Consider the following 21,756-nt stretch of genomic DNA (forward strand, 5'->3'; position numbering starts at 1 on the left):
GAACCCGCGCCGACCCTACCGGCCCGCCCGCCGTGAGTGCTGGGTAGGTGTCGTCAGGAGCGCGGTGACACGACAGATACCCAGCACTCAGCGGGGGTGGGGTCAGCCGACCGGCTGGACCCAGGGGGACGGCGCCGGGGGAGCGACGACCGGCGGGCGGTCGTTGCAGCTCGGCGCGTTGGGCACGAACCGGCCGAGCCAGTTCACGGTGCCCGGCTCCCACGGGCTGAGCGACGTGCCGTCGTTGCCGCCGAGGTCCGTGAGCGTGAACTCGGTGCCGCCGTCGGGGAAGGTGAACGCCCCGCAGTTGTTGACGCCTGCCCAGCCGACGTTGCGCGCGTCGACGTTCTCGAACGTCGCTCCGCCGCGCACGCGCGCGCTCACGACGGACGTCCCGGTGCCGTCGACCCGCACGTCCTTGAAGGCGACGCCCTCGATCGCGACCTGGTCCTTCACGCCCCAGTCGGAGACGAGCATGATCGCGTTGTACGTGCTGTCGAGGTAGTGGTCGCCGGTGACGCGGACGTCGGCGTCGATGTCGCGGTCGAGCGCGTAGAACCAGATCGCGCCGAGCCCGATGTTCCAGTTGAGCTCGAGCGTGCCCGCCCGAACGGCGGTGTTGTCGGTGAGGTCGAGGCGCCCCGCGAACGGCTCGGCGCCGAACCGCGACCCGACGTGCAGCCCGCTGCCCTCGCGCACCGGATCGGCGACGAGGTTCGCGCGGACCGTGTTGTCCGTGCCGCCGTAGACCGCGATGCCGTTGGCCAGGGTGTTGGACTGGATCGTGTTGTTCTCGAACACGTTGCCCGCGTTCGCCAGCTTCTCCGACCACATCGCGAGGCCGTCGTCGCCGGAGTTCCGGACGAAGACGTTCCGCACGACCGAGTTCGTCACGCCCCCGTGGAAGTTCAGCGCGTCGGCGATCTGGTCCACGACGACGGTGTTCTCCACGCGCAGGTCGTCCATCGGGCCGTCGAACCACAGCCCCACCTTGGTGTGCTGGATGTACAGGCCGGAGATTGACGAGCTGCTCAGCGCGCCGCCGACGCCGTTGACCTGGTCGGTGTCGACGCGCTCGCGCACGTCCCCGACGATCGCGAAGTCGCGCAGGTGCACGTTCGTGCTGCCGCCCTCGTCGGCGTACCTCCCGTAGAACCCGACGCCGGTGTGCACGGACCCGTCGGGTGCGGGCGTGTCGAGCGCGACCTCCTTGCCCCGGAACACGGTGTACCAGCTCCCCGCGCCCTGGATGGTCACGTCGTCGACGAGCACGTGCCGGTTCACCTGGTAGACGCCCGGCGGCACGTACACCTCGAGCCGGTGCTTCCTGGCGAACGCGATCGCCTTGTCGAGCGCGTCGGCGGAGTCGCGGCGGCCCGTGGGGTCGGCGCCGAAGAGCAGCACGTTCGCCGCGAGCAGGCGCACCTTCGGGGGAGCGACCTTCTCGGAGTCCAGCAGGTCGATCACGGTCCACTCCGCGGCTCCGCTCGCGGGCACCGTGAGTCGGACGACGTCGCCCTTCTTGTAGGTCTGGCCGAGCAGGAGGCGCTGCTCGTCGTAGAACTTCATGGGCCGGAACGGCTTCTCGAACGTCGGCGACGGCGACGTCTGGGCGGGGACGCACGCGCACTCGGTGACCCACCAGCCGGGCTGGAGGAGGTCCGCCGTGGGGTCGTTGGTGAACGGGTACTGGTTGTACTGGTAGGAGTACGCCGAGGTGAGCGTCATGCGCCGGTCGAGCCCGACCTTCTTGCCCTGGCGCAGGACCGACACGTCGAGCGGCGACGTGATCCCCCCGCCCGTGGGGGAGTCGGGGATCGAGTACCGGACCGTGATCGCGTTCGCGTCCGCGGGGAGCGTGAACTCCACGTTCTGCCCCGCCGTGAGCCGGACGGCCGAGCGACCCGACGCCTCGGCCTCGATCGTGTACGCGTCGCGTCCCGGGCCGATGACCGTCCCGGTCGTCACGGCGTTCTCCGCCTCCTGCTCGAGGAACGGGACGGCCGCGCCGCGTCCCTCGACGAGCGCCGGGTCGACAGCGGCCCGGGTCACCACGGCGGGCGCCGGCGGGCGGGGCTTGCCGTGGGCGAGGGCCGACGACGCGGTGCCCGCCACGAGCGTGAGGGCGACGGCCGTGGCGGCTGCGACCCGGGCGCGTCGCCGCGCCACGGGGTGATATGTGCTGCGAATCATCGTTGACCCGTCTTCTCTCGGGAGGCGGTCGGCCTCCGTGCTCACCGGAGGGTGTGCTGACCTCCGGGCCGCTGCGCAGCCGCACCTCCGCGCAGGGTCGTTCGTGCCGAACACTAGAGCGACGTCGATGCGAGCACAAGACTATGTAGCGATATTGCGGTCATTCGTCTACTTCTTGCGTCGGAGTCCTGCCCGTCGGTCGGCGGAGCGCGAGCCGTGGACATCGGCGGGCCACGTGTCTACCCTGGGTAGACGAGCGGTTCTGCCACGGTAGAAAGGTGCCCATGAGCCTCAACATCAAGAACGAGCGCACGCACGCGCTGGTGCGCCGGCTCGCGGAGACCACGGGCCAGTCGCAGACGAGCGCGATCGAGGAGGCCGTCCAGCACCGTCTCGACGAGGTGCTCGAGTCCCGGTCGAGGGGCGACGAGGCCGTCGCCGCCCGACGCGCCGAGATCGCCCGGCTTCTCGACGAGATCCGCGTCGACCTCGACGTCGATGACGTGCGCGCAGCCGAGGCGACGCTCTACGACGAGAGCGGTCTCCCTCGGTGATCGTCGACACGTCCGCGCTCGTCGCCATCGTCCTGGACGAGCCGGGCGCCGACACGCTCTCCGAGATCCTGCTCGCGGCCAGCCGTCCGCGCATGGCCGCCCCGACCCTCGTCGAGCTCTACGCCGTCCTGGACAGCCGATCGTCCCCGGCGCAGCGCCGCCGGCTCGACGCCCTCCTCGAGCTGTACGGGATCGAGGTCGAGCCCTTCACGGCCGAGCACGCCGAGATCGCCCGCGAGGCGTACCGCGAGTTCGGCCGGGGCAGCGGCCATCCGGCGCGCCTGAACCTCGGCGACTGCTTCGCGTACGCGCTGGCCGCGGCGACGCGCGACCGGCTCCTCTTCGTCGGCGACGGTTTCTCGCGCACCGACCTGCGCCCCGCGCACGAGGCCGCACCGCCGGCCTGAGCCGGGTCCGCGCGCCGCGCTCGACCCCGGACGACGCGCGGACCTGCACCGCGCCCGGTACGGTCGCCGCGTGAGCCGCCTCGGAGCCAGGACGCGTGCCTCCGCCGCCGCCGCGGGGGAGAGGGTCCCGCCGTGGGTCTCCGTCACGCTCGGCGTCGTGTGCGCGGTCGTCGGCGCGGTCCTCGTCCTGCGGCCGTTCGCGTCGCTCGCGTTGCTGGTGGTCGCGGTCGTCGTCGGAGCCGTCGTCCTCGGCGTCACGGAGCTCGTCGGGGGCCGGTCACCCGAGCGGCCCGACGACCCCGGTGCGCCGCAGTCTCCGCGGTGGCCGCACGTCGCGCGCGGCCTGCTGTTCCTCGCGCTCGCGGTGGCGGTCGTCGTGTGGCCGGCGCCGTCGATCGTCGTCGTGGCGGTCCTCGTCGGCGTCGGGCTCGTCGTCGCGGGCGTCCTGGACGGGTTCGAGGGGGCCCGGTCGGCCGGCGTCGACCGCTGGACGCGCGTCGCGCTCGGCATGGCCTCGGTGGTGCTGGGCGTCCTGGCCCTCGCGTGGCCGGACGTCACGGTGCTCGTCGTCGCGGTGGTCTTCGGCGCGCGCGTCGTGGTCCTCGGCGTCCGCCTCGTCGTCGCCGGGGTCCGCCGCGCTCGCGGGCCGGCGGGACCGTCCGGCGCCACCGACGGTGCCGTGCCCGGCGGCGGGGGAGGCGCGCCCGCGGCGCCCGGCACGTCCGAGCCTCGCCGCCACGGCCGGGTGGCGCTCGTCGGCGCGGTCCTCGCGGTGGTCGCGGCCGGCGCGCTCGCGGCCGTCAGCGTCGGGCTGCACCGTGCGGCGCCGCAGGTCGACGCGTTCTACGACCCGCCCGCGTCCGTCCCGGGCGAGCCCGGTCGGCTCCTGCGCGCGGAGCCGTTCACGCGCGAGATCCCCGACGGTGCGACGGCGTGGCGCATCCTCTACACGACCACCCGCGACGAGGGCGAGCCCGCGGTGGCGAGCGGGATCGTCGTCGTGCCGGACGCCCTCCGGGACGACGCCGCGCCGCCCGTGATCGCGTGGGCCCACGGCACGACGGGCTTCGCCCGCGGCTGTGCGCCGTCGGTCCTCGCCGAGCCGTTCGAGTCCGGCGCGTTCTTCCTGCTCGACGACGTCCTCGCGCACGGCTGGGCGCTCGTCGCCACGGACTACGTGGGCCTGGGTACCGACGGCCCGCACCCGTACCTCGTCGGGCAGGGCGAGGCGCGGTCCGTGCTCGACGCCGTCCGCGCCGCGCGGGAGCTGGACGGCGCGACGCTCGGCGAGCAGACCGTCGTCTGGGGACACTCGCAGGGCGGCCACGCCGCGCTGTGGACCGGGGCCGTCGCCCCGGAGTACGCGCCCGACGTCCCCCTCGCGGGCGTCGCCGCGCTCGCGCCCGCGAGCGACCTCACCGGCCTCGTGCCCCACCTGGAGAACGTCGCGGGCGGCAGCGTCTTCGCGTCGTTCGTCGTGGAGGCGTACGACGCGATCTACCCGGACAGCGACGCGGCGGGGTACGTCCGGCCCGGTGCGCGGTTCGTCGTGCGGGAGATGGCGTCGCGCTGCCTGTCGGAGCCGAGCGCGCTCGTCTCGGTCGCGGAGGCCCTGTCGATGGACCAGCCGCTGTGGACGACCGACCCGACGACCGGCCCGCTCGGCGAGCGCCTGGCCGAGAACGTGCCGACGGGTCCGGTCGCCGCGCCGCTGCTCGTCGCCCAGGGGGCTTCCGACACGCTGATCCTCCCGACGGCGCAGGAGGCGTACGTCGGCGCGCGGTGCGCGGCCGGGCAGCCGGTCGACTACCGCACCTACCAGGGCCGGGACCACGTCGGGCTCGTGCAGGCGGACTCGCCCGCGGCGACGGACCTCGTGCGGTGGACCGAGGCGCGGCTCGCGGGCGAGCCGCCGACCCCGACGTGCGCCGCCGGGTGACCGGTCCTCAGGGAGCGACCAGACCGCCGTCGGGCGCGCGTACGCCCGCGGCCCACGCGTCGTGGCCCGCGAGGTCCGCGGGGTAGCGGGCCGCGGCGCGCTCGTCGAGGTCGACGCCGAACCCGGGCGCGTCGTGCGGGCGCAGCCAGCCGTCCACGATCCGCAGCGTGCCGGGGAAGACCTCGTGCACGGCGTCGGAGTACACGTGGCCCTCCTGGATGCCGAACGCGGTCGACGTGACGTCGAGCGCGACGTTCGCCGCCGCGCCCACCGGGGAGGTGTCGCCCGGCGCGTGCCAGGCCGTGCGCACCCCGACCAGCTCGGCGGCGGTCGCGAGCGCCCGGCCCGCGCTGAGCCCCCCGATCGCGCTGATGTGGCACCGGATCAGGTCGACGCCGCCACCGAGGACGAGCCGGGCGGCGTCGGGGAACGACGTCGCGAGCTCGCCGACCGCGATCGGCACCGGTGACGCCGCGCGCACCTCGGGCAGGCGGTCCCAGTGCTCCGGCGCGAGGACGTCCTCGAGGAAGAACGGGCGGTACGGCTCGAGGGCTCGCGCGAGCATCACGGCCTGCTTGGGGGTGAGGCGCGAGTGGACGTCGTGCAGCAGCTCGACCTGCTCGCCGAGCGCCTCGCGGGCGGCGGCGAAGAGCCGGGGCGTGCGGCGCAGGTACTCCTCGACGCTCCACCCGCGCGGGTTGGGCGCGGCGGGGTAGCCCGGCTCGGGGTCGGCGGCCGTGCCGTAGTGGCCGATGCCCGGCTGGCCGGTCTGGATGCGCACGTGCCGCCACCCGGCGTCGACGATCCGGTGCGCGTCGTCGATCGTCTCCTCGACGGTGCGCCCGCTCGCGTGGAGGTACGTGTCGGCGGCGTCGCGCACCTTGCCGCCCAGCAGCTCGTGCACCGGCATGCCCGCGCGCTTGCCGGCGATGTCCCACAGCGCCATGTCGAGCCCGCTGATCGCGTTGTTCCCCACTGGCCCCTCGCGCCAGTACGGCGCGAGGCGCACGAGGCGCACCAGGTCGCCGACGTCGCCGGGGTAGCGACCGACGACGATCCGCTCGAGGTGCTGCTCCACGTACGCGGCCACCGCGTGCCAGCGCTGCGTGTACGTCGCGCACCCGAGCCCGTAGAGGCCGGGCACGTTCGTGTCGACGCGCACCACGACGAGCGGGATGCCGTCCGGCGCCGTGACGATCGCGCGCACGCCCGTGATGCGCGTGCCGTCGCGCGCGGGCCACGGGTTCGCGAACGCCGGGTCGACGGGGTGGACGGTGCTGAGCGGGGCGTCGGTCACGGGGTCTCCGGGGTGGGTCGGGCGTCGGGCTGGGTGCGGGGCCGGGCGGCAGTCCCGCCGTCGGGTGGGGCGGGCGCGTCGTCCGGGCGGTGGAGCGAGTGCCGCGGCCGGAAGCCGAGCAGCTCGCGCGCGCGGCGCGTGTCGACGAGGCCGTCGCGCGGCCCGATCGCGCGGGTGAGGGGTACCTCGGGCGCGTAGCGGGCGAGGAGCTCCGGGGTCGGGGCGTCCAGGAGCGTGTCGTCGGCGGCGAGCCCGACGACGTGCGCGCCCGTGAGGTCGGCCGTCAGCCCGGCCTCGATCGCCGCGACCGCGTCGCGCAGGTCCAGGTAGGCCCAGCCCTCGCGTGCCATGACGCGCGGGTCGCGGGCGACGGCGGCCGCGGTCTCCCGGAGCCCGGCGGCGTCGCGCACGTGCGGGAAGCGCAGCGCGACGACGTCGAGACCCCACCGGCGCCACGCGGCCCGGGCAGCAGCCTCGTCCGCCTGCTTCGAGAGCGAGTAGGCGTCGGCGACGTCGGCCGGCACGTCCTCGTCGAGCGGGTAGTAGGCGGGGTGCACGTCGTGGGGGTTCATGGGGACCCCGAACGCGTTGATGCTGCTCGCGAGCACCGCGCGCCGCACGCCCTGCTCGCCCGCGAGCGAGAGCACGGCCCAGGTCGCCGTCGTGTTGGTCGCGTACACCTCGAGCGGGGTGCCCAGGTTCGGGTGCGGGATCGCCGCGAGGTGGACGACGGCGTCCGCGCCCTCGAGCCCGCGGCCCACGTCCTCGGGGGAGCGGGCGTCGCCGACGACGAGCCGGTCGGCGGGGCAGGGGTGCTCGAACGCGGTGGACAGGGCCGTGACGACGTACCCGCGGTCGAGGAGATGCTGCACGGTCGCGCGGCCGATACCGCCGTCGGCGCCGGTGACGAGGACGCGCGTCATGCCCTCACCCTACGTCCCGGTCAGGCCTTGTCGTCGCGTTCTTGCGGGCTGTCTGTCGTCGTCTTGCTCTCCGGGGTGGCGGCGATCGCCCGCGCGCGCAGCATGCTCGCGACGTCCGCGAGCGTGCTGCCCACCGCGCGCGGCGCGCGCTCGGGGCGGAGGTAGCGGGCGTCGTCGTCCCCGTCGTCGATGTCGCCCCGCAGCGCGTCGGCACCGGTCCAGGGCGGCGGGGCGTCGGCCGGGACGGCGGTCGCCGTCGTCGCTCCCGGCACCACGCGGCCGCCCCCGGCTCGCCACGCGAGCGTCGCGTCGACGAGGCGGCGGTACACGCCCGCGTCGAGCGGGTCGCGGAGCCACGCGTCCGCCGCCTCGGCGACGTGCCGCGCGAGCCGCGCGTCCTGCTCGGTCATGCGGTCTCCTCGGGCGCTCGTTCCTGCTGCGCGCGAGCCTAGTCCCGGCCGATCGTCGCCACCGGACGACAGCCCTCCGGGAGGCGGGTGCACACCGAGGGTATACACCGAGTGTGCACCTGTGGTTCACTCGCCCCATGACGGTCCCCATGGCGATGCTCGCGCTGCTCGACACCGGTCCTGCGCACGGGTTCGTGCTCAAGCGGAGGTACGACGGACTGCTCGGCCACGAGCGCGAGCTGCGGTACGGGCAGGTCTACGCGACCCTCTCCCGGCTCGAACGCGACGGGCTCGCGGCGGGCGTCGGGGTCGAGCCCGGAGCGGGGGCTGACCGCAAGGTGTACGCCATCACGCCCGGCGGCGTCGCCGAGCTCGACCGCTGGCTCACGACCCCGAACCTCCCGGGCGGACGCCCGAGCGAGCTGTTCACACGGGTCGTGCTGGCGCTCGCGAGCGGGCGGGAGGTCACGGGGATCCTCGACGCCCAGCGCGACGTGTACCTCGTCCGGATGCGCGAGCTCACGACCGCGCGCCGGGCGGGCGACGCCGTCGACCGGCTCGCGGGCGACTACGAGACGGCGCACCTCGAGGCGGACCTGCGCTGGATCGAGGTCGCTGGGGCGCGGCTGGGGGACCTGCGCCGTGACGTCGCGGAGGCGCTGGGCGCGCCAGCGGCGGGCGCGCACCCGGAGGCCCCGGCCGGCGACGACGGCGGTGCCCGGTGAGCGACGGGGCGGCGCGGGACGTGGTGCTGTCGGCGCGCCGGATCGAGCACGCGTACGGCGCCGACCCCGTGCTGCGCGGGGTCGACCTCGACGTCGTCGCGGGCGAGGTCGTCGCGCTCATGGGGCCTTCCGGCTCCGGAAAGTCGACGCTGCTCCACCTCCTCGCCGGCCTGCTCGTGCCGGACGCCGGCCAGGTGCGGCTGCTCGGCCGGAGGCTCGACACCCTGGGGGAGCGCGCCCGCGCGCAGGTGCGCCTGCGTGACCTGGGCTTCGTGTTCCAGTTCGGCGACCTCGTGCCCGAGCTGACGGTCGTGGAGAACGTCGAGCTGCCCCTGCGGCTGCTCGGCACCCGGCGGCGCGAGGCGCGGTCGGTCGCGCTCGGGCAGCTCGACCTCCTCGGCATCGCCGACCTCGCCGACCGACGCCTCGTCGAGGTCTCGGGCGGGCAGGCGCAGCGCGCCGCGGTCGCCCGTGCGCTCGTCCACCGGCCCGCCGTCGTGCTGGCCGACGAGCCCACCGGCGCGCTCGACACCGTGGCGGGCGAGCTGGTGCTCGAGGCGCTCGTCGGCGCCGCGCGCGACACGCGGACCGCGGTCCTGCTCGTCACGCACGAGGTCGGCGTCGCGGCCTGGGCCGACCGCGACGTGCAGATCCGCGACGGCCGCGTGCGCCCGACGGCGGTCCTCGCGTGAGCCCTCTCGTCCTCCTCGGCGCGCGTCTCGTCCGGGCCGGCGGACCGCTGCGCGCCGTCTCGCTCGTGACCGGGTGCGCCGTCGCCGTCGCGCTCCTCGCAGCCGCGTGGGCCCTTCCGGACGCGCTGTACCCGGTCGTGCGGCCCGGAGACGTGAACCCGCAGCGCGGTGTGCTCGTCTCGCTGCTCGCGCTCGTCGTCGTCCCGGTCGCGGCGCTCCTGCTCGCCGTGGGGCGGCTGTCCTCGACGGTCCGCGACCGGCGGCTCGCGGCCCTGCACCTCCTCGGCGTGAGCCGGGCGCGGCTCGCTCTCGTCGCCGCGGTCGAGAACGGGATCCCCGCGCTGCTGGGTGCGGGACTCGGTGCCGTGGGGTTCGTCGTGGTCCGGGGTGTGCTGGAGCACCTGCTCGACCCGGTGCTGCGGGCGCCGATCACGGGCGGATGGCGCCTCGCCACGGTCGTGCTCGGCGTCGTCGTGCTGTCCGTCGTCCTCGCCCTCGCGTCGTTCCGGCGGCTCGACGACCCGCGCGCCGCGACGAGCGAGTCCGCCCGGCCCCGGCTCTCGCTCTGGCGGCTCGCCCCTGTGCCCGTCGCCCTCGCCTGCTTCGGGATCCTGCTGACGACCCCGCCCGACGAGGTGGACGACGCGACGGTCGTGGCGCTGCTCGTCGGTCTCGCCGCCTCCGGGGTCGCCGTCGTCCTGGTCACGCCCCTGGTCTCCTCGCGGGTCTCCGGGACGCTCACCCGCACGGGGAGCGTGCCCGCGCTGCTCGCCGGCAGGGCGGTCCAGACCCAGCCCGCGGCGACCGGCCGCCGCGTCGTCGCTCTCGGCCTGACGGTCTTCGTCGCTTTCGCCGCCGCGGGGTACCTCGGCGTCTACGAGTCCACGCCGCACCTGGCGTACGCGATCCACAGCATCGAGGAGGGCCCGCAGCGGATGTTCGTCACGGTGGGCGACTCGCAGGAGGACCTGCGCGACGAGGTGCTCCCCGCCATGGAGCGGGTCGACGGCGTGCTCGACGCCGAGCTCTCCTACGCCGTCGACCCCGTGACGTGCGCCGAGGGCGACGGGTCGGACTGCCCGTCCGTCTACGTGGGCACGTGCGAGCGGCTCGAGCGCGCGATCGTCGTGGCCGGCTGCCGTGACGACCAGGCGGCGTGGATCGTGCACGACGGCGTCGGCGACGCGTCCCCGGCGTGGGCGCCCGAACGGGTCGACACGCTGCTCCTCGCCGACCGGGACTCCGGCACCACGTACACCGTCCCGCTGCCCGGCGAGATGACGCAGGACGACGACGCCGTGACGTCGCAACGTCCCCTGGGTGGAGCGTCGTACGACGTGTTCGTGCCGCAAGGGCTCGCGGACGGCTGGGGCGTGCGGGTCTCGGGCGCCGAGCTCACGGCCCTCGGCGGGCCGGACGTGCGGGAGCGGCTGCTGGCCGTCGTCGACGCGCACGGTGCCTGGGGAGACGTGCCCGAGCTGCACGACTACCGCCAGGTCGTCACCGTGCGCACCACGGTGTGGAGCGTCGTCGGGATCGCCGTCGCGGTGTCGCTCCTGACGTACGGACTGACGACGATCGACCGCGCGCGGGAGCGGCGCCGCGGACGCGCGCGGCTCGTGGCCGTCGGCGTCCCCGCCCGGGTGCTGCGCCGCGCGCAGGCGCTCGCCGGCGCCCTGCCGCTCGTCGTCGCGGTCGTGGTCGGGACCGGTCTCGGCGTCGTGGCGACGGCGGCGTACTCCCACGTCGCCGGAGCCGTGTTCGCGATCGAGCCGACCGTCCTCGCGCTCATGATCGCCACCGTGCTCGTGGGAGCGCTGGCCGTCTCGCTCGCGACCCTGCCTCTCACACGGAGCACGGTCACGGCGGAGGACCTCCGGCAGGAGTGACGCGGCGCGTTGCGAGTGCTCGCGCGGCGCGCGACGGTGGCGAGCGGAGGTGGTCGCCGTGGCCGACGTGTTCCCCCGGATCGCCCAGGTCGTGCTCGACACGACCGACGCGCGCGCGCTCGCCGAGTTCTACCGCGCGCTGTTCGGGCTCGCGTACCGCGCGGGCGACGAGCCGCCGCCGGCCGGCGAACCGGATCCGGCGGGTGCGGACTGGCTCGTGCTGCGCGCCGCGCCGGGCGGGGTCCAGATCGCGTTCCAGCAGGTCGACGCCCTGGCGCCGTCGACGTGGCCGGACGAGGGCGTGCCGCAGCAGCTCCACCTCGACTGCACCGTGCCGGACGTCGCGGAGCTCGACCGGCAGCACGAGCGCGCCCTCGCGCTCGGGGCGCGCCTGCTCCACGACCGCTCGGACGACCCGGAGGAGCCGCTGCGTGTCTACGCCGACCCGGCGGGCCACCCCTTCTGCGTCTTCGTCGGCTGACCGCCGGAGATCGACCCTTGCATACCCCCCACCCGTATAGTACCTTCACCGCCAGATACCCCCATGGGGTATCTGGCGACGGGTTGCCGTCGCCTCGCGTGCCGCCGTCCCCGGCGGCCGGACAGGGCCGTCGAGGCCCGGAGGAGGACGCTCGATGTCGGACGCATCGAGGCGGGGGTGGGCCCTCGGGCTCATCGCCACCGCGCAGTTCATGGTCATCATGGACACCTCGATCATCGGGGTGGCCCTCCCACGCATCCAGGAGGACCTGGGCTTCACGCCGGGGAACCTGTCGTGGGTCTTCAACGCGTACGTCGTCGCGTTCGCCGGGCTCCTGCTCCTCGGGGGCCGGCTCGCCGACCTCTTCGGCGCCCGGCGCATCTTCGCGATCGGCTGGGCGGTGCTGCTCGTCGGCTCCGTCGTCGCCGGGGCGGCCGAGACCGTCGCGGTCGAGCTCACCGGGCGCGTGGTCCAGGGTGCCGGCGCCGCGCTCGTCGCCCCCGCCGCGCTCACGCTGCTCATGTCGATCTTCGGGTCCAGCCCTCGGGAGCTCACGCGGGCGCTCGCGGTCTACGGTGCCGCCGCACCCGCGGGCGGTACGGCCGGCGTCTTCCTCGGTGGGCTCATCACCGAGTACGCGAGCTGGCCGTGGGTGTTCTGGATCAACGTGCCGATCGCCGTGCTCGTGCTCGCCGTCACCCGGGTCCTGCTCCCCGCCGGCACGACCACGCGGGGGTCCGTCGACGTCGTGGGCGCGCTCACGGTCACCGTGGGCCTCGGTGCCCTCGTCTTCGCGGTGGTGCGGGCGCCCGAGGTCGGGTGGGGCGCGGCGCAGACGTGGGTCGTGCTCGGCGCCGCGCTCCTGCTGCTCGTCGGCTTCGTCGTCAGCCAGGCCCGGCGCAGCCAGCCGCTCGTCCCGCTGCGGATCTTCCGGACCCCGAACCTCGGGGCGGCGAACCTCGCCCAGGCGCTGCTCGGCGCGGCCTGGGTCGCGATGTGGTTCTACCTCAACCTGTACCTGCAGCAGGTCCTCGGGCTGGGCGCCTTCGCCTCCGGCGCCGCCCTCGTGCCGATGACCGCGCTCGTCATGGTCGGGATGGTCGCGCTCGCGCCGCGCCTCATCGCCCGCTGGGGGAGCAAGGCCCTGGTCGTCGCCGGTCTGCTGGTCCTCGCGGTCGGTCTCGGGTGGCTCTCGTTCGTCCGGCCCGACGGCGCGTACGCCGTCGACGTCCTGCCCGCGACGCTCGTCGCGGCGCTCGGGATGTCGCTCGCCTTCATCCCGTCGCTCGGGACCGCGATCTCCAGCGCCCCGCCCCAGGACGGCGGCCTCGCGTCCGGGATCGTCAACACGAGCTACCAGGTGGGGTCCGCCCTCGGCCTCGCCGCGATGACGGCCGTCGGCGCGGCGTTCGGGGCGACCGCGAGCGACGACCTCGTCGCGCTCACCGACGGGTACTCAGCGGTGTTCCTCGGGGCCGGGGTCGTCGCGCTCGTCGCGGCGCTCCTCAGCGCGGTGCTGCTCCGCACGCCGCCCCGCACCGGGGCCGGCGAGCCGGCGCGCGAGAGCGAGACCGTCGGCGCGTGAGCCGCGCACGACACGCCGCGGGCGGTCGCGGGCGACGCGCGCGACCGCCCGCGGCGTGCCCGGCGCCGAGCGAACAGGTCAGGCGGACTTCTCCCGCGGGGTACGGCTGCGCGCGGTGGAGGTGCGCGGCACGATCGTGGGGTTCACGTTGTCCAGCACGACCTCCCGCGTGATCACGACCCGCTCCACGTCATCACGCGACGGCACGTCGAACATCACCTGCTGCAACACCTCCTCCATGATCGCCCGCAACCCCCGCGCCCCCGTCCCCCGCAACAACGCCTGCTCCGCGACCGCCTCCACCGCACCCTCGGTGAACTCCAGCTCCACCCCGTCGATCGCGAACATCCGCTGATACTGCTTCACCAACGCATTGCGCGGCTGCGTCAAGATCCGCACCAACGCCTCGGAGTCCAACGCCGACACCGACGCGATCACCGGAAGACGCCCGATGAACTCCGGGATCAACCCGAACCGATGCAGATCCTCCGGACGCACCTGCGCGAACAGATCCTCCCCCGCACCCGTCTCGATCGACGCACCAAACCCCACCCCCCGCTTGCGCGCCCGCGCCGCCACGATGTCGTCCAACCCCGCAAACGCCCCCGCCACGATGAACAACACGTTCGACGTGTCCACCTGGATGAACTCCTGATGCGGATGCTTACGACCACCCTGCGGCGGCACCGACGCGCTCGTACCCTCGATGATCTTCAACAACGCCTGCTGCACACCCTCACCCGACACATCACGCGTGATCGACGGGTTCTCCGCCTTGCGCGCCACCTTGTCGATCTCATCGATATAGATGATCCCCGTCTCAGCCTTCTTCACGTCGAAGTCCGCCGCCTGCACCAGCTTCAACAGAATGTTCTCCACGTCCTCACCGACATACCCCGCCTCGGTGAGCGCCGTCGCATCCGCGATCGCGAACGGCACGTTCAACATCCGCGCCAACGTCTGCGCCAGATACGTCTTGCCCGTCCCCGTCGGACCGATCAACAGAATGTTCGACTTCGCCAGCTCCACGTAGTCCGGGTCGTCGGCCGCGGGGGAGTCGCCGGCCTCCTCGGCCGCGGCGGCGGCGCGGACGCGCTTGTAGTGGTTGTGCACCGCGACGGCCAGCGCCCGCTTGGCGCCGTCCTGCCCGACGACGTAGCGGCTCAGGTGCGCGAAGATCTCGTGAGGCGTGGGGAGGGGGCCGTCGCCGGTCACGACGTCCTGCGCCGCGCTCTCGGCCTCGCGGTCCTCCTCGACCATCTCGAGGCACAGGGCCACGCACTCGTCGCAGATGAACACGCCCGCGGGCCCGGCGATGAGTCGCTTCACCTGGCGCTGGGACTTGCCGCAGAAGGAGCACGTGAGCGCGTCCGCCGCGCGCGGACCGCGCTGCCCGCGCGTGTCGTCGGTGCCGTCGGAGCGTGCCACCGGGTGCCTCCAGTCCAGTCGGTTGCGGCCGATCGTAGCCGCCGCCCACGACACGCCGACAGGTTCCGCTCCCAGGAGGCGCGTCGGGTCAGCGACCCTCGGCAGGCCCGAGGCCCGCCGACCGCTCCGTCAGGAGCTGGAGGCGGCTCGCGGCCCGGAAGGCGTCGGGTCGGTCCGGCATCGCTGTGCGGAAGGCGCCGAGCGCGTGGGCCGACGTGACCACGAGCTCGACGTCGGCGTCCACGAGCACGTCCACGACGGCGATGAACCGCTGCTGGGCCTCCCGGTCCGCGTCCGTGAGGAGGGGGACGTCGGTGACGACCCAGCGACGGAAACGCGCGGCCCAGTCGAGGTACTCGAGGGTGGACGTCGGCCGCCCCGCCAGGTCCGCGAACGTCACCCACAGCTCGGGCTCGCTCTCGCGGGCCGGGCCGTCCACCCGTGCGGCCGTCACCTCGAACGACCTGGTCCCGGTGCGGACGACCGCCCGGGAACCCGGGGCGGGGGCGACGAGCCCGTGGGCGGCGAGCTGCGCCGTCGTGCCGGGGGAGAGCCACGCGCCCGCGGCGAAGCCTGCGCGACCGCGCCCCCCGAGCGCCCGGTAGTCCGTCGCCCCGGCGAGCTCGACCACGTCGAGGTGCGCGCGCAGGAGCGCGATGCCCGGCTCGGCGACGTGGTGCCACAGCGGGTTCGGGAGCAGCGTGCCGGGCTCGTAGTTGGACGTCGCGAGCACGACGACGCCCGCCTCGAACGCGCGGCGCAGGAGCCGGGTGAGCAGGGTCGCGTCGCCGGTGTCGTGCAGGTGGAGCTCGTCGAGGTAGAGCAGCGTGCTCCCGCGCAGGAGGTCGTCGATCGCGGCGTCGACGGTGCCGGGGCGTGGCTCCGCCGACTCCTCCGGCGGCCCGGGCGGCGGCTCCGCGGCCGGGGCGGCCGCGCGGGTGCGCCACCCGCGCGTCGGGCCGCCCTGCCCGACGGCGGGCCGCGGCCCGGCGAGGGCGCTCGCCCGCTGGGCGTGGATCGCCGCGTGCAGCGCGCGGAACAGGTCGTACACATGCACCCGCCGGGCCGCGCCGGCCGGGAGCCCGCCCGCGACGGCCGCGAAGAACGCCCCGGCCAGCCACGACTTCCCGCGCCCCGCGGGGCCCCACACGTACAGCCCGCGGACGGGCCGCCGTCGGGCCCCGGCGAGCTCGTCGCCGAGCCGGGCGAGCCGGTCGAGGAGCGCGGACTGGTCCGGGTCGAGCGCGAACCCCTCGCGCGACGCCGCCGCCTCGACCGCACGCCGGGTGCGGTCGAGGCGGGAGCGGGTCACCGGGCCAGCCTAGGCACGGGGGCTGCGCAGGGCCTTCACCCAGACGCTGACGACGTCCCAGCCGGTGATGACCAGGGTGCCCGCGACGATCGCGTTCGAGAGCCAGGTGACCGAGTCGCCGCCCGTGACCTCGAGGAACGCCGGGTTGACGAGGCGGTCGGCGCTGGCGAGCCAGACGACGGCGGCGGCGAACAGCACCCCGACGACCGTGTTGGCGACCGCGAGGCCGACGGTCCACCGGCCGCGCGCGTACACGAGGATCGTGAGCACGATCTCGACCGCGACGAGCGCGACGAGCACGCCGGTCCAGACCGGCCACAGGTCGGGCTGGAGCACGGGGACCGCGGTGCCGTCGGGACCCCGGTACGTCGCGACGTTCTGCAGGAGCAGCACGGCGGCGACCAGCACGAGCAGGCCGACCGACACGACCGTGTCGACGAGCGTGACCTCGCGGGGCGCGCGCTCGGTCGGGAGGCGGTCGACCGTCCAGGGGCCGGTGAGCTCGTCCTGGCTCCGCGGGGAGCCGTAGCGTTCGAGCAGGACGAAGACGAGCGTCGTCCAGAACGCGATCTGGAGGGCGACGGAGGCGGTCGTCCAGATGCCGCTCCAGATGGCCGACCCGACGGCGTCGCCGTCGACGAGGTCCGTCGCGAGCACGATCGCCCCCGGGATGAGGCTGACCCAGAGCAGCACCTTGAGGAGCCGCAGCCAGTCGAGGTAGAGCGTCGGGCCGATGAGGTAGAGAGGTCGACCGGCGAGGTCGGCGGCGAGGCGGTCGGGGTCGCCGAGGTCGTTGAGGACGTCGGTCTCGGCCCGTGCCGGGTCGGTGCCGGCCTCGACCTTGGCCTCGACGGCGTCGGCGACGGACGCGCGCAGCTCCTGCTCGAGGTCGGCGTGCTGGTCCGCGGGGACGCGGCGCAGCGTGGCGGCGACGTAGCGGTCGGTGAGCGTCATGACGTGCCTTCCTGGGAGTCGATGGTCTGGAGGCTGCGCGCGATCGCGAGCCACTCGTCGAGCAGGTCGCGGGCGAAGCGCTCACCCGCGGGGGAGGTGCGGTAGAACTTGCGCGGCCGCGCCTCGTCGGTGTTCCACTCGCTCACGAGGAGGCCCTGCTTCTCGAGCCGGCGCAGGAGCGGGTAGAGCGTGTTGGCGTCGACGGGGACGCCCGCCGCGGCGAGCGCCTCGAGGAGCCCGTAGCCGTAGCCGGGCGTGCGCAGCAGCAGCAGGCTCGCGACGACGACGGAGCCGCGGCGCACCTCCTGGCTGTGCCCGGCGAAGATCTCGGGATCGGTCATGTCTCACACCATAGTGTGTGACGCACAGTATGCACAAGAGGCACATCATCGTGTCGGCGCTGGAGCGCTAGACTGGAACGGTTCCAGAGAAGAGTGCGTACCTGCCGCGGGAGGCCGAGTGACCGACCTGATCGACACCACCGAGATGTACCTGAAGTCGATCTACGAGCTGCAGGAGGAGGGCATCCCTCCGCTGCGCGCGCGGATCGCCGAGCGCCTCGGGCACTCCGGGCCGACCGTCTCCCAGACCGTCGCCCGCATGGAGCGGGACGGCCTCGTCGTCGTCGGCGGCGACCGCCAGCTCGAGCTCACGACGCTCGGGCAGCAGACGGCGGTGCGCGTCATGCGCAAGCACCGCCTCGCCGAGCGGCTTCTCACCGACGTCATCAAGCTCGACTGGGAGCAGGTGCACACCGAGGCCTGCCGCTGGGAGCACGTGATGAGCGACCTCGTCGAGCAGCGCCTCGTCGCGCTCCTCGACCACCCCGCGCACGACCCGTACGGCAACCCGATCCCGGGCCTGCGCGAGCTGGGCGAGGACCTGCCGGAGGTCGAGTACCTCGACGGCGTCGTGTCGCTGCCGGCCCACCTCGCCGCGAGCGGCACGGCCGACGGGGGCGAGGTCCGCGTCGTGCTCCAGCGCATCGCCGAGCCGGTCCAGGTCGACGTCGAGCTCCTCGCGCGCTTCGCCGAGGCGGGCGTGTTCCCGCGCCAGACCCTCGTCGTCGCCGTGCACGACGGCGCCGTCACGGTCTCGGGCGACGGCGCCGACACGGTCCTGGACCTCCCGGACGACGTCGCACGCCACCTCTTCGTGACGGCTGACTGAGCCGCCGCCCCCGTCAGGCTGTCGAACACGACATGAGGGTCGTTATCCATCGGATAACGACCCTCATGTCGTGTTCGCCGGCGGGCGGTGTCGTGTTCGCCCGCCGGGTGTCGTCTGGCGGGGCGTCAGGCGGGGACGATGAGCCCGGCGGTCTGGGTCTTGGCGCGCTGGAGGCGGGCCTCGGCGTCGGACCAGTTGACGAGGTTCCACCAGGCGGTGACGTAGTCGGCGCGCACGTTCTGGTAGTCGAGGTAGTAGGCGTGCTCCCAGACGTCGAGCAGGACGATCGGGGTGAGGCCGAGGGTGAGGTTGCCCTGCTGGTCGTAGAGCTGGACGGTGACGAGCTTGGAGCCGATGGAGTCCCAGGCGAGGATGGCCCAGCCCGAGCCCTGGACGCCGGCGGCGACGGCGGCGAACTGCTTCTTGAAGGCGTCGAAGGAGCCGAAGTGCTCGTCGATCGCGGCGCCGATCTCGCCGGTGGGCTCGCCGCCGCCCTCGGGGGAGAGGTTGGTCCAGAACGCGGAGTGGTTGACGTGGCCGCCGAGGTTGAACGCGAGGTTCTTCTCGTGCAGGTTGATCGCGGCGAAGTCGCCGGTCTCGCGGGCCTCGGCGAGCTTCTCCAGGGCGGTGTTCGCGCCGGTGACGTAGGCCTGGTGGTGCTTGGAGTGGTGCAGCTCCATGATCCGCCCGGAGATGTGCGGCTCGAGCGCACCGTAGTCGTAGGACAGCTCGGGGAGAGTGTAGACAGGCATGGTTCCTCAGGTTCCTTCCGTCGGTATGCAGCCACGCTAGGACCTCGACCACGGTTGAGGTCAAGGTGGGCGCACTGTGATCTTGCAGGTCGGACGTGCGGTCCCGCTCGCCGAGCGGCCCAGCGCCGACGGCGGGACGATGGCCGGATGGGGACCGTCACCGACTACCTGGGGGGCGTGGACGAGCCGGACCGCGCGACGCTCACGCGCGTCGTCGAGGTCGCGCGCGGCGTCGTCCCGGACGCCACCGAGGGCACGAGCTACGGCATGCCCGCCCTGCTCTACCGCGGCAAGGCGCTGCTCAGCGCCATGGCCTCGGCGAAACACCTCGCGGTCTACCCGTTCAGCCCGGCCGCGGTGACAGCCGTCGACGCGCGGCTGGACGGGTACTCGCACGCGAAGGGGACGGTCCGGTTCTCCAGCGACCATCCGCTCCCCGACGACGTCGTCCGCGACCTCGTCGCGGCCCGCGTCGCGGAGATCGACGCGCAGCTCGACCGCTGAGCGCCGGGCAGTCGCCCGCCGTCGCCGTCGTCGCCCGCCTCCGCGCGCGGGTCGCGACCGAATCCCCTGGGCCGCACGGCCGCCGTCGGGCACGATGGACGGATGCCCGACGACGCCCGTGCCGGCCTGCGCGTGACGACCACCCTGGTCGTCCCCGAGGCGGAGCTGTCGTGGCGGTTCTCGCGGTCGTCCGGGCCCGGCGGGCAGGGCGTCAACACGACCGACTCGCGCGTCGAGCTGTCGTGGGACGTCGCGCGGTCGGCGGTGCTCACGGAGTCCCAGCGCGCCCGGGTGCTGGACCGTCTCGGCAGGCGGGTGGTCGGCGGCGTCGTCACCGTCGCCGCGTCGGAGCACCGCGAGCAGCGGCGCAACCGCGAGGCCGCCCGGGTGCGCCTCGCCGCCCTGCTGGCCGACGCCGTCGCCCCGCCCGGGCCGCCGCGCCGCGCGACGCGGCCCACGCGCGGTTCGGTGGAGCGCCGGATCGGCGCCAAGAAGCGGCGGACCGAGGTCAAGCGCCTGCGTCGCCCGCCGCAGGACTGAGCTGAGCACGACGTCACCCGCCGTCGAGCACGACCTGACGGACGGAAAGGGCCGGAGAACGACCCCCGTGTCGTGTTCGGCGGGAGGCCGGAGGGCTAGAGGCGGCGGGCCAGGTGCGGGTATTCCAGCACCAGGCCGTCGGCGTCGACGGTGAGGTCTGCCGTGAAGTCGCGCGTGGCGCTCGTGTACGTGACGACGCCCTGACCGGTCATGGGGTCGAGCGGCTCGCGCGCGGCGTAGACCTGGTCACTGCGCAGGACCGCCAGGGACGGCAGGTCGACCCACGCCATGACCAGGCGCGTCTCGCCCGCCGGCGGGCGGTCGCCGAGCAGCCCGAGGCGCAGGATCGGCATCGTGTTGGTGACGGGGCACAGCGCGATGTCGCAGTCGAACGCGCCGTCGAGCGAGGCCGGGTCGGCGATCCCCGGCGCGGCGAGGCCCGACGGCGGCGTCCCCGACTCGCGCACGTCGGCGCGCCACGCGCCGTCGGGCGTCCGGAGGAGGTCGAGGTGGCGCGACCACCCGAGCCCGCGCACGGAGACGTCGAGGTGCTCGGTCACCCACCCGGGACCGGTGCGCAGCGCCCACGCGGTCGCGTACGCCGCCGCGCGCGACGTGCCGAGCGCCGCCAGCCGGTCGTCGCGCACGGTGACGGTCGCGGCCTCCAGGCGGTCCGGGTCGTCGTCCCACCCGGTCCACGCGACGTGCCTCGTCGATGCGCTCACGCGCGCCAGTCTCGGGCGAAAAGGCGGTGCCCGCGCGGCGAGGGCGTGGCAGGGTCGCGCCCATGACCTCTCGCATCTCCCACACCACGTTCGACGCACGCGACTCCTACGCGCAGTCCGTCTTCTGGGCCCAGGTCCTCGGGTACACCGACGTACCCGGCGACCCCAACCTCCCCGGCCACGAGGAGTGCATGATCATCCCTCCCGCCGACGCGACGACGCCCGCCGAGAGCCGCGGGCACGTCCTGTTCGTCGAGGTGCCCGACGACAAGGAGCTGAAGAACCGCGTCCACCTCGACCTGCGGCCCACGGACCGCACGCGCGAGGAGGAGGTCGAGCGCGTGCTCGCGCTCGGGGCGACGCAGGTCGCGGACCGGCGCACGCCCGACGGCGGGGGCTGGGTCGTGCTCGCCGACCCGGAGGGCAACGAGTTCTGCATCCTGCGCAGCGACGCGGAGCTCGCGGCGGCGGCTGCCCGTTAGCGGTCGGTGATCCGGATCCAGCCGCGCTGGGCGGCCCGGGCGCCGGCCTCGAACCGGCTCGTCGCGCCGAGGCGCCCCATGAGCCCGGCGGCGTGACGGCGGACCGTCCGCGGGGACACCCCGAGCCGCGCGGCGACGGCGGTGTCCGTCTTGCCCTCGGCGAGGAGCCGCAGGAGCGTGTCCTCGCTCGGGGCCAGCGCGTCGTCGGCCGCCCGCGCCCGGTCCCACTCGGCCTCGGCGAGGGCCCGGAGCGCGCGGACGGCGTCCCGGTCGGTCACGGCGCGCGTGCGGTCCGGGCGGGCGACGAGCACGACCGTGTCGTCGAGGGCGACGAGGGTCAGGGGCAGCGCCGGTGCCACGCGGTGCTCGACGCCGGGGCCGTCGTCGAACTCGTCGTCGCGCTCGGCCTCGGGGGCGTCCGGGCCCGGGTGGTCCGCAGCGGGCGGCGTGCCGACGAGCGGTCCGTCGGGGACGGCGCCGCCGTCCGGGGCGGTGTCGTCGAGCGCCCCGTCTCTCGGCGGCTCGGGTGGCTCGACCGTCATGACACGGACGCGGGCGTCGCGGCGCGCCCGCTCGCGCACCCGTGTCCACAAGGGCTCCGGGGCCGCTCCGACGCCGGAGTCGAGCACGAGGACGTCGCGGGCGCGGCGCAGCGCGACGGCCCGCGCGGAGTGCCTGGCGCCGAGGGCCGGGTCTCGCTCCGTCGACGTCACACGGTGGGACTCTAGTCGACCTCCCTCGGCGTGCAGAGGGCCGTCCCGGCGGTCGGACCTGTGTGACGAACGGGGAGGTCA

The 21,756-nt window shown here is 74.5% G+C and carries 23 protein-coding genes; 12 read left to right on the plus strand and 11 right to left on the minus strand.

What is annotated here, in order from left to right; all coding sequences use genetic code 11:
* Positions 1–102: 102 nt before the first annotated feature.
* Positions 103–2,193 (minus strand): glycosyl hydrolase family 28-related protein, encoded by a 2,091-nt coding sequence (locus NHH00_RS09790; RefSeq protein ID WP_253051659.1) that lies wholly within the window; start codon positions 2,191–2,193, stop codon positions 103–105.
* Between the two features lie 284 nt (positions 2,194–2,477).
* Between NHH00_RS09790 and NHH00_RS09795 the strand changes: the two genes are divergently transcribed.
* From NHH00_RS09795 to NHH00_RS09805, 3 genes are all read left to right on the plus strand, one after another.
* Positions 2,478–2,747 carry a type II toxin-antitoxin system VapB family antitoxin gene (locus NHH00_RS09795; protein WP_253051660.1) on the plus strand — a complete coding sequence of 90 codons (270 nt, stop codon included), beginning with the start codon at positions 2,478–2,480 and terminating at the stop codon, positions 2,745–2,747.
* Entirely contained in the window at positions 2,744–3,154 is a 411-nt protein-coding gene (locus NHH00_RS09800) for a type II toxin-antitoxin system VapC family toxin (RefSeq protein WP_253051661.1), read from the plus strand. Before NHH00_RS09795 ends, NHH00_RS09800 begins: the two co-directional genes overlap by 4 nt.
* 70 nt (positions 3,155–3,224) lie before the next feature.
* Positions 3,225–5,093: a lipase family protein gene (locus NHH00_RS09805; RefSeq protein ID WP_253051662.1), complete on the plus strand. Its 1,869-nt coding sequence runs from the start codon at positions 3,225–3,227 to the stop codon at positions 5,091–5,093.
* A 7-nt stretch (positions 5,094–5,100) separates the two neighbouring features.
* On the opposite strand, the gene NHH00_RS09810 is transcribed toward NHH00_RS09805, so the two are convergent.
* Genes NHH00_RS09810 through NHH00_RS09820 form a run of 3 tightly spaced genes read right to left on the minus strand, consistent with a single transcriptional unit; the run spans position 5,101 to position 7,723 of the window.
* Entirely contained in the window at positions 5,101–6,390 is a 1,290-nt protein-coding gene (locus NHH00_RS09810) for an enolase C-terminal domain-like protein (protein WP_253051663.1), read from the minus strand.
* Positions 6,387–7,313 (minus strand): NAD-dependent epimerase/dehydratase family protein, encoded by a 927-nt coding sequence (locus NHH00_RS09815; protein ID WP_253051664.1) that lies wholly within the window; start codon positions 7,311–7,313, stop codon positions 6,387–6,389. The genes NHH00_RS09810 and NHH00_RS09815 overlap by 4 nt, the downstream gene beginning before the upstream one ends.
* Before the next feature lie 20 nt (positions 7,314–7,333).
* Positions 7,334–7,723: a hypothetical protein gene (locus tag NHH00_RS09820; RefSeq protein ID WP_253051665.1), complete on the minus strand. Its 390-nt coding sequence runs from the start codon at positions 7,721–7,723 to the stop codon at positions 7,334–7,336.
* Positions 7,724–7,860: 137 nt separating this feature from the next.
* On the opposite strand from NHH00_RS09820, the gene NHH00_RS09825 reads away from it, so the two are divergent.
* From NHH00_RS09825 to NHH00_RS09845, 5 genes are all read left to right on the plus strand, one after another.
* Entirely contained in the window at positions 7,861–8,448 is a 588-nt protein-coding gene (locus NHH00_RS09825) for a PadR family transcriptional regulator (protein ID WP_253051666.1), read from the plus strand.
* Complete coding sequence (locus NHH00_RS09830) at positions 8,445–9,140, plus strand: ABC transporter ATP-binding protein (protein ID WP_253051667.1); 696 nt, start codon at positions 8,445–8,447, stop codon at positions 9,138–9,140. The genes NHH00_RS09825 and NHH00_RS09830 overlap by 4 nt, the downstream gene beginning before the upstream one ends.
* Positions 9,137–11,029, plus strand: coding sequence for a hypothetical protein (locus NHH00_RS09835; protein WP_253051668.1), 1,893 nt, complete (start codon positions 9,137–9,139; stop codon positions 11,027–11,029). The genes NHH00_RS09830 and NHH00_RS09835 overlap by 4 nt, the downstream gene beginning before the upstream one ends.
* 58 nt (positions 11,030–11,087) lie before the next feature.
* Complete coding sequence (locus NHH00_RS09840; protein ID WP_253051669.1) at positions 11,088–11,510, plus strand: VOC family protein; 423 nt, start codon at positions 11,088–11,090, stop codon at positions 11,508–11,510.
* Between the two features lie 154 nt (positions 11,511–11,664).
* Positions 11,665–13,095 (plus strand): MFS transporter, encoded by a 1,431-nt coding sequence (locus NHH00_RS09845; RefSeq protein ID WP_253051670.1) that lies wholly within the window; start codon positions 11,665–11,667, stop codon positions 13,093–13,095.
* 78 nt (positions 13,096–13,173) lie between these two features.
* Here the strand turns inward: NHH00_RS09845 and clpX are convergent, their stop codons facing one another.
* The 4 genes from clpX to NHH00_RS09865 all read right to left on the minus strand — a co-directional run bounded on the left by clpX (position 13,174) and on the right by NHH00_RS09865 (position 17,130).
* A complete protein-coding gene (gene clpX, locus NHH00_RS09850) occupies positions 13,174–14,523 on the minus strand; it encodes an ATP-dependent Clp protease ATP-binding subunit ClpX (protein WP_253051671.1) in 1,350 nt (449 codons plus the stop codon).
* 88 nt (positions 14,524–14,611) lie between these two features.
* Positions 14,612–15,835 (minus strand): cell division protein ZapE, encoded by a 1,224-nt coding sequence (gene zapE / locus NHH00_RS09855; RefSeq protein WP_253051672.1) that lies wholly within the window; start codon positions 15,833–15,835, stop codon positions 14,612–14,614.
* Between the two features lie 9 nt (positions 15,836–15,844).
* Positions 15,845–16,789 carry a permease prefix domain 1-containing protein gene (locus tag NHH00_RS09860; protein WP_253051673.1) on the minus strand — a complete coding sequence of 315 codons (945 nt, stop codon included), beginning with the start codon at positions 16,787–16,789 and terminating at the stop codon, positions 15,845–15,847.
* Positions 16,786–17,130 carry a PadR family transcriptional regulator gene (locus tag NHH00_RS09865; RefSeq protein ID WP_205201118.1) on the minus strand — a complete coding sequence of 115 codons (345 nt, stop codon included), beginning with the start codon at positions 17,128–17,130 and terminating at the stop codon, positions 16,786–16,788. Before NHH00_RS09865 ends, NHH00_RS09860 begins: the two co-directional genes overlap by 4 nt.
* Positions 17,131–17,248: 118 nt before the next feature.
* Here NHH00_RS09865 and NHH00_RS09870 point away from each other — a divergent pair, with 118 nt between their 5' ends.
* Positions 17,249–17,959, plus strand: a complete 711-nt coding sequence (locus tag NHH00_RS09870) for a metal-dependent transcriptional regulator (protein WP_253051674.1) — start codon at positions 17,249–17,251, stop codon at positions 17,957–17,959.
* Between the two features lie 125 nt (positions 17,960–18,084).
* Here the strand turns inward: NHH00_RS09870 and NHH00_RS09875 are convergent, their stop codons facing one another.
* On the minus strand, positions 18,085–18,711 hold the full coding sequence (locus NHH00_RS09875; protein WP_053369073.1) for a superoxide dismutase: 627 nt from the start codon (positions 18,709–18,711) through the stop codon (positions 18,085–18,087).
* A gap of 147 nt (positions 18,712–18,858) precedes the next feature.
* On the opposite strand from NHH00_RS09875, the gene NHH00_RS09880 reads away from it, so the two are divergent.
* Entirely contained in the window at positions 18,859–19,215 is a 357-nt protein-coding gene (locus tag NHH00_RS09880) for an iron chaperone (protein ID WP_253051675.1), read from the plus strand.
* Between the two features lie 102 nt (positions 19,216–19,317).
* On the plus strand, positions 19,318–19,755 hold the full coding sequence (gene arfB, locus NHH00_RS09885) for an alternative ribosome rescue aminoacyl-tRNA hydrolase ArfB (protein WP_253051676.1): 438 nt from the start codon (positions 19,318–19,320) through the stop codon (positions 19,753–19,755).
* Between the two features lie 95 nt (positions 19,756–19,850).
* Here the strand turns inward: arfB and NHH00_RS09890 are convergent, their stop codons facing one another.
* Positions 19,851–20,480 (minus strand): putative glycolipid-binding domain-containing protein, encoded by a 630-nt coding sequence (locus NHH00_RS09890; RefSeq protein ID WP_253051677.1) that lies wholly within the window; start codon positions 20,478–20,480, stop codon positions 19,851–19,853.
* 62 nt (positions 20,481–20,542) lie between these two features.
* Here NHH00_RS09890 and NHH00_RS09895 point away from each other — a divergent pair, with 62 nt between their 5' ends.
* Positions 20,543–20,962, plus strand: a complete 420-nt coding sequence (locus NHH00_RS09895; protein WP_205201125.1) for a VOC family protein — start codon at positions 20,543–20,545, stop codon at positions 20,960–20,962.
* Here NHH00_RS09895 and NHH00_RS09900 read toward each other — a convergent pair.
* The gene (locus NHH00_RS09900; protein WP_253051678.1) at positions 20,959–21,675 is read right to left on the minus strand and encodes a helix-turn-helix transcriptional regulator; all 717 of its coding nucleotides are present in this window, start codon (positions 21,673–21,675) and stop codon (positions 20,959–20,961) included. The genes NHH00_RS09895 and NHH00_RS09900 overlap by 4 nt on opposite strands.
* Positions 21,676–21,756: the final 81 nt, after the last annotated feature.

Origin of the sequence: Cellulosimicrobium cellulans (assembly GCF_024124905.1) — a bacterium.
Classification (GTDB): Bacteria; Actinomycetota; Actinomycetes; order Actinomycetales; family Cellulomonadaceae; genus Cellulosimicrobium; species Cellulosimicrobium cellulans_G.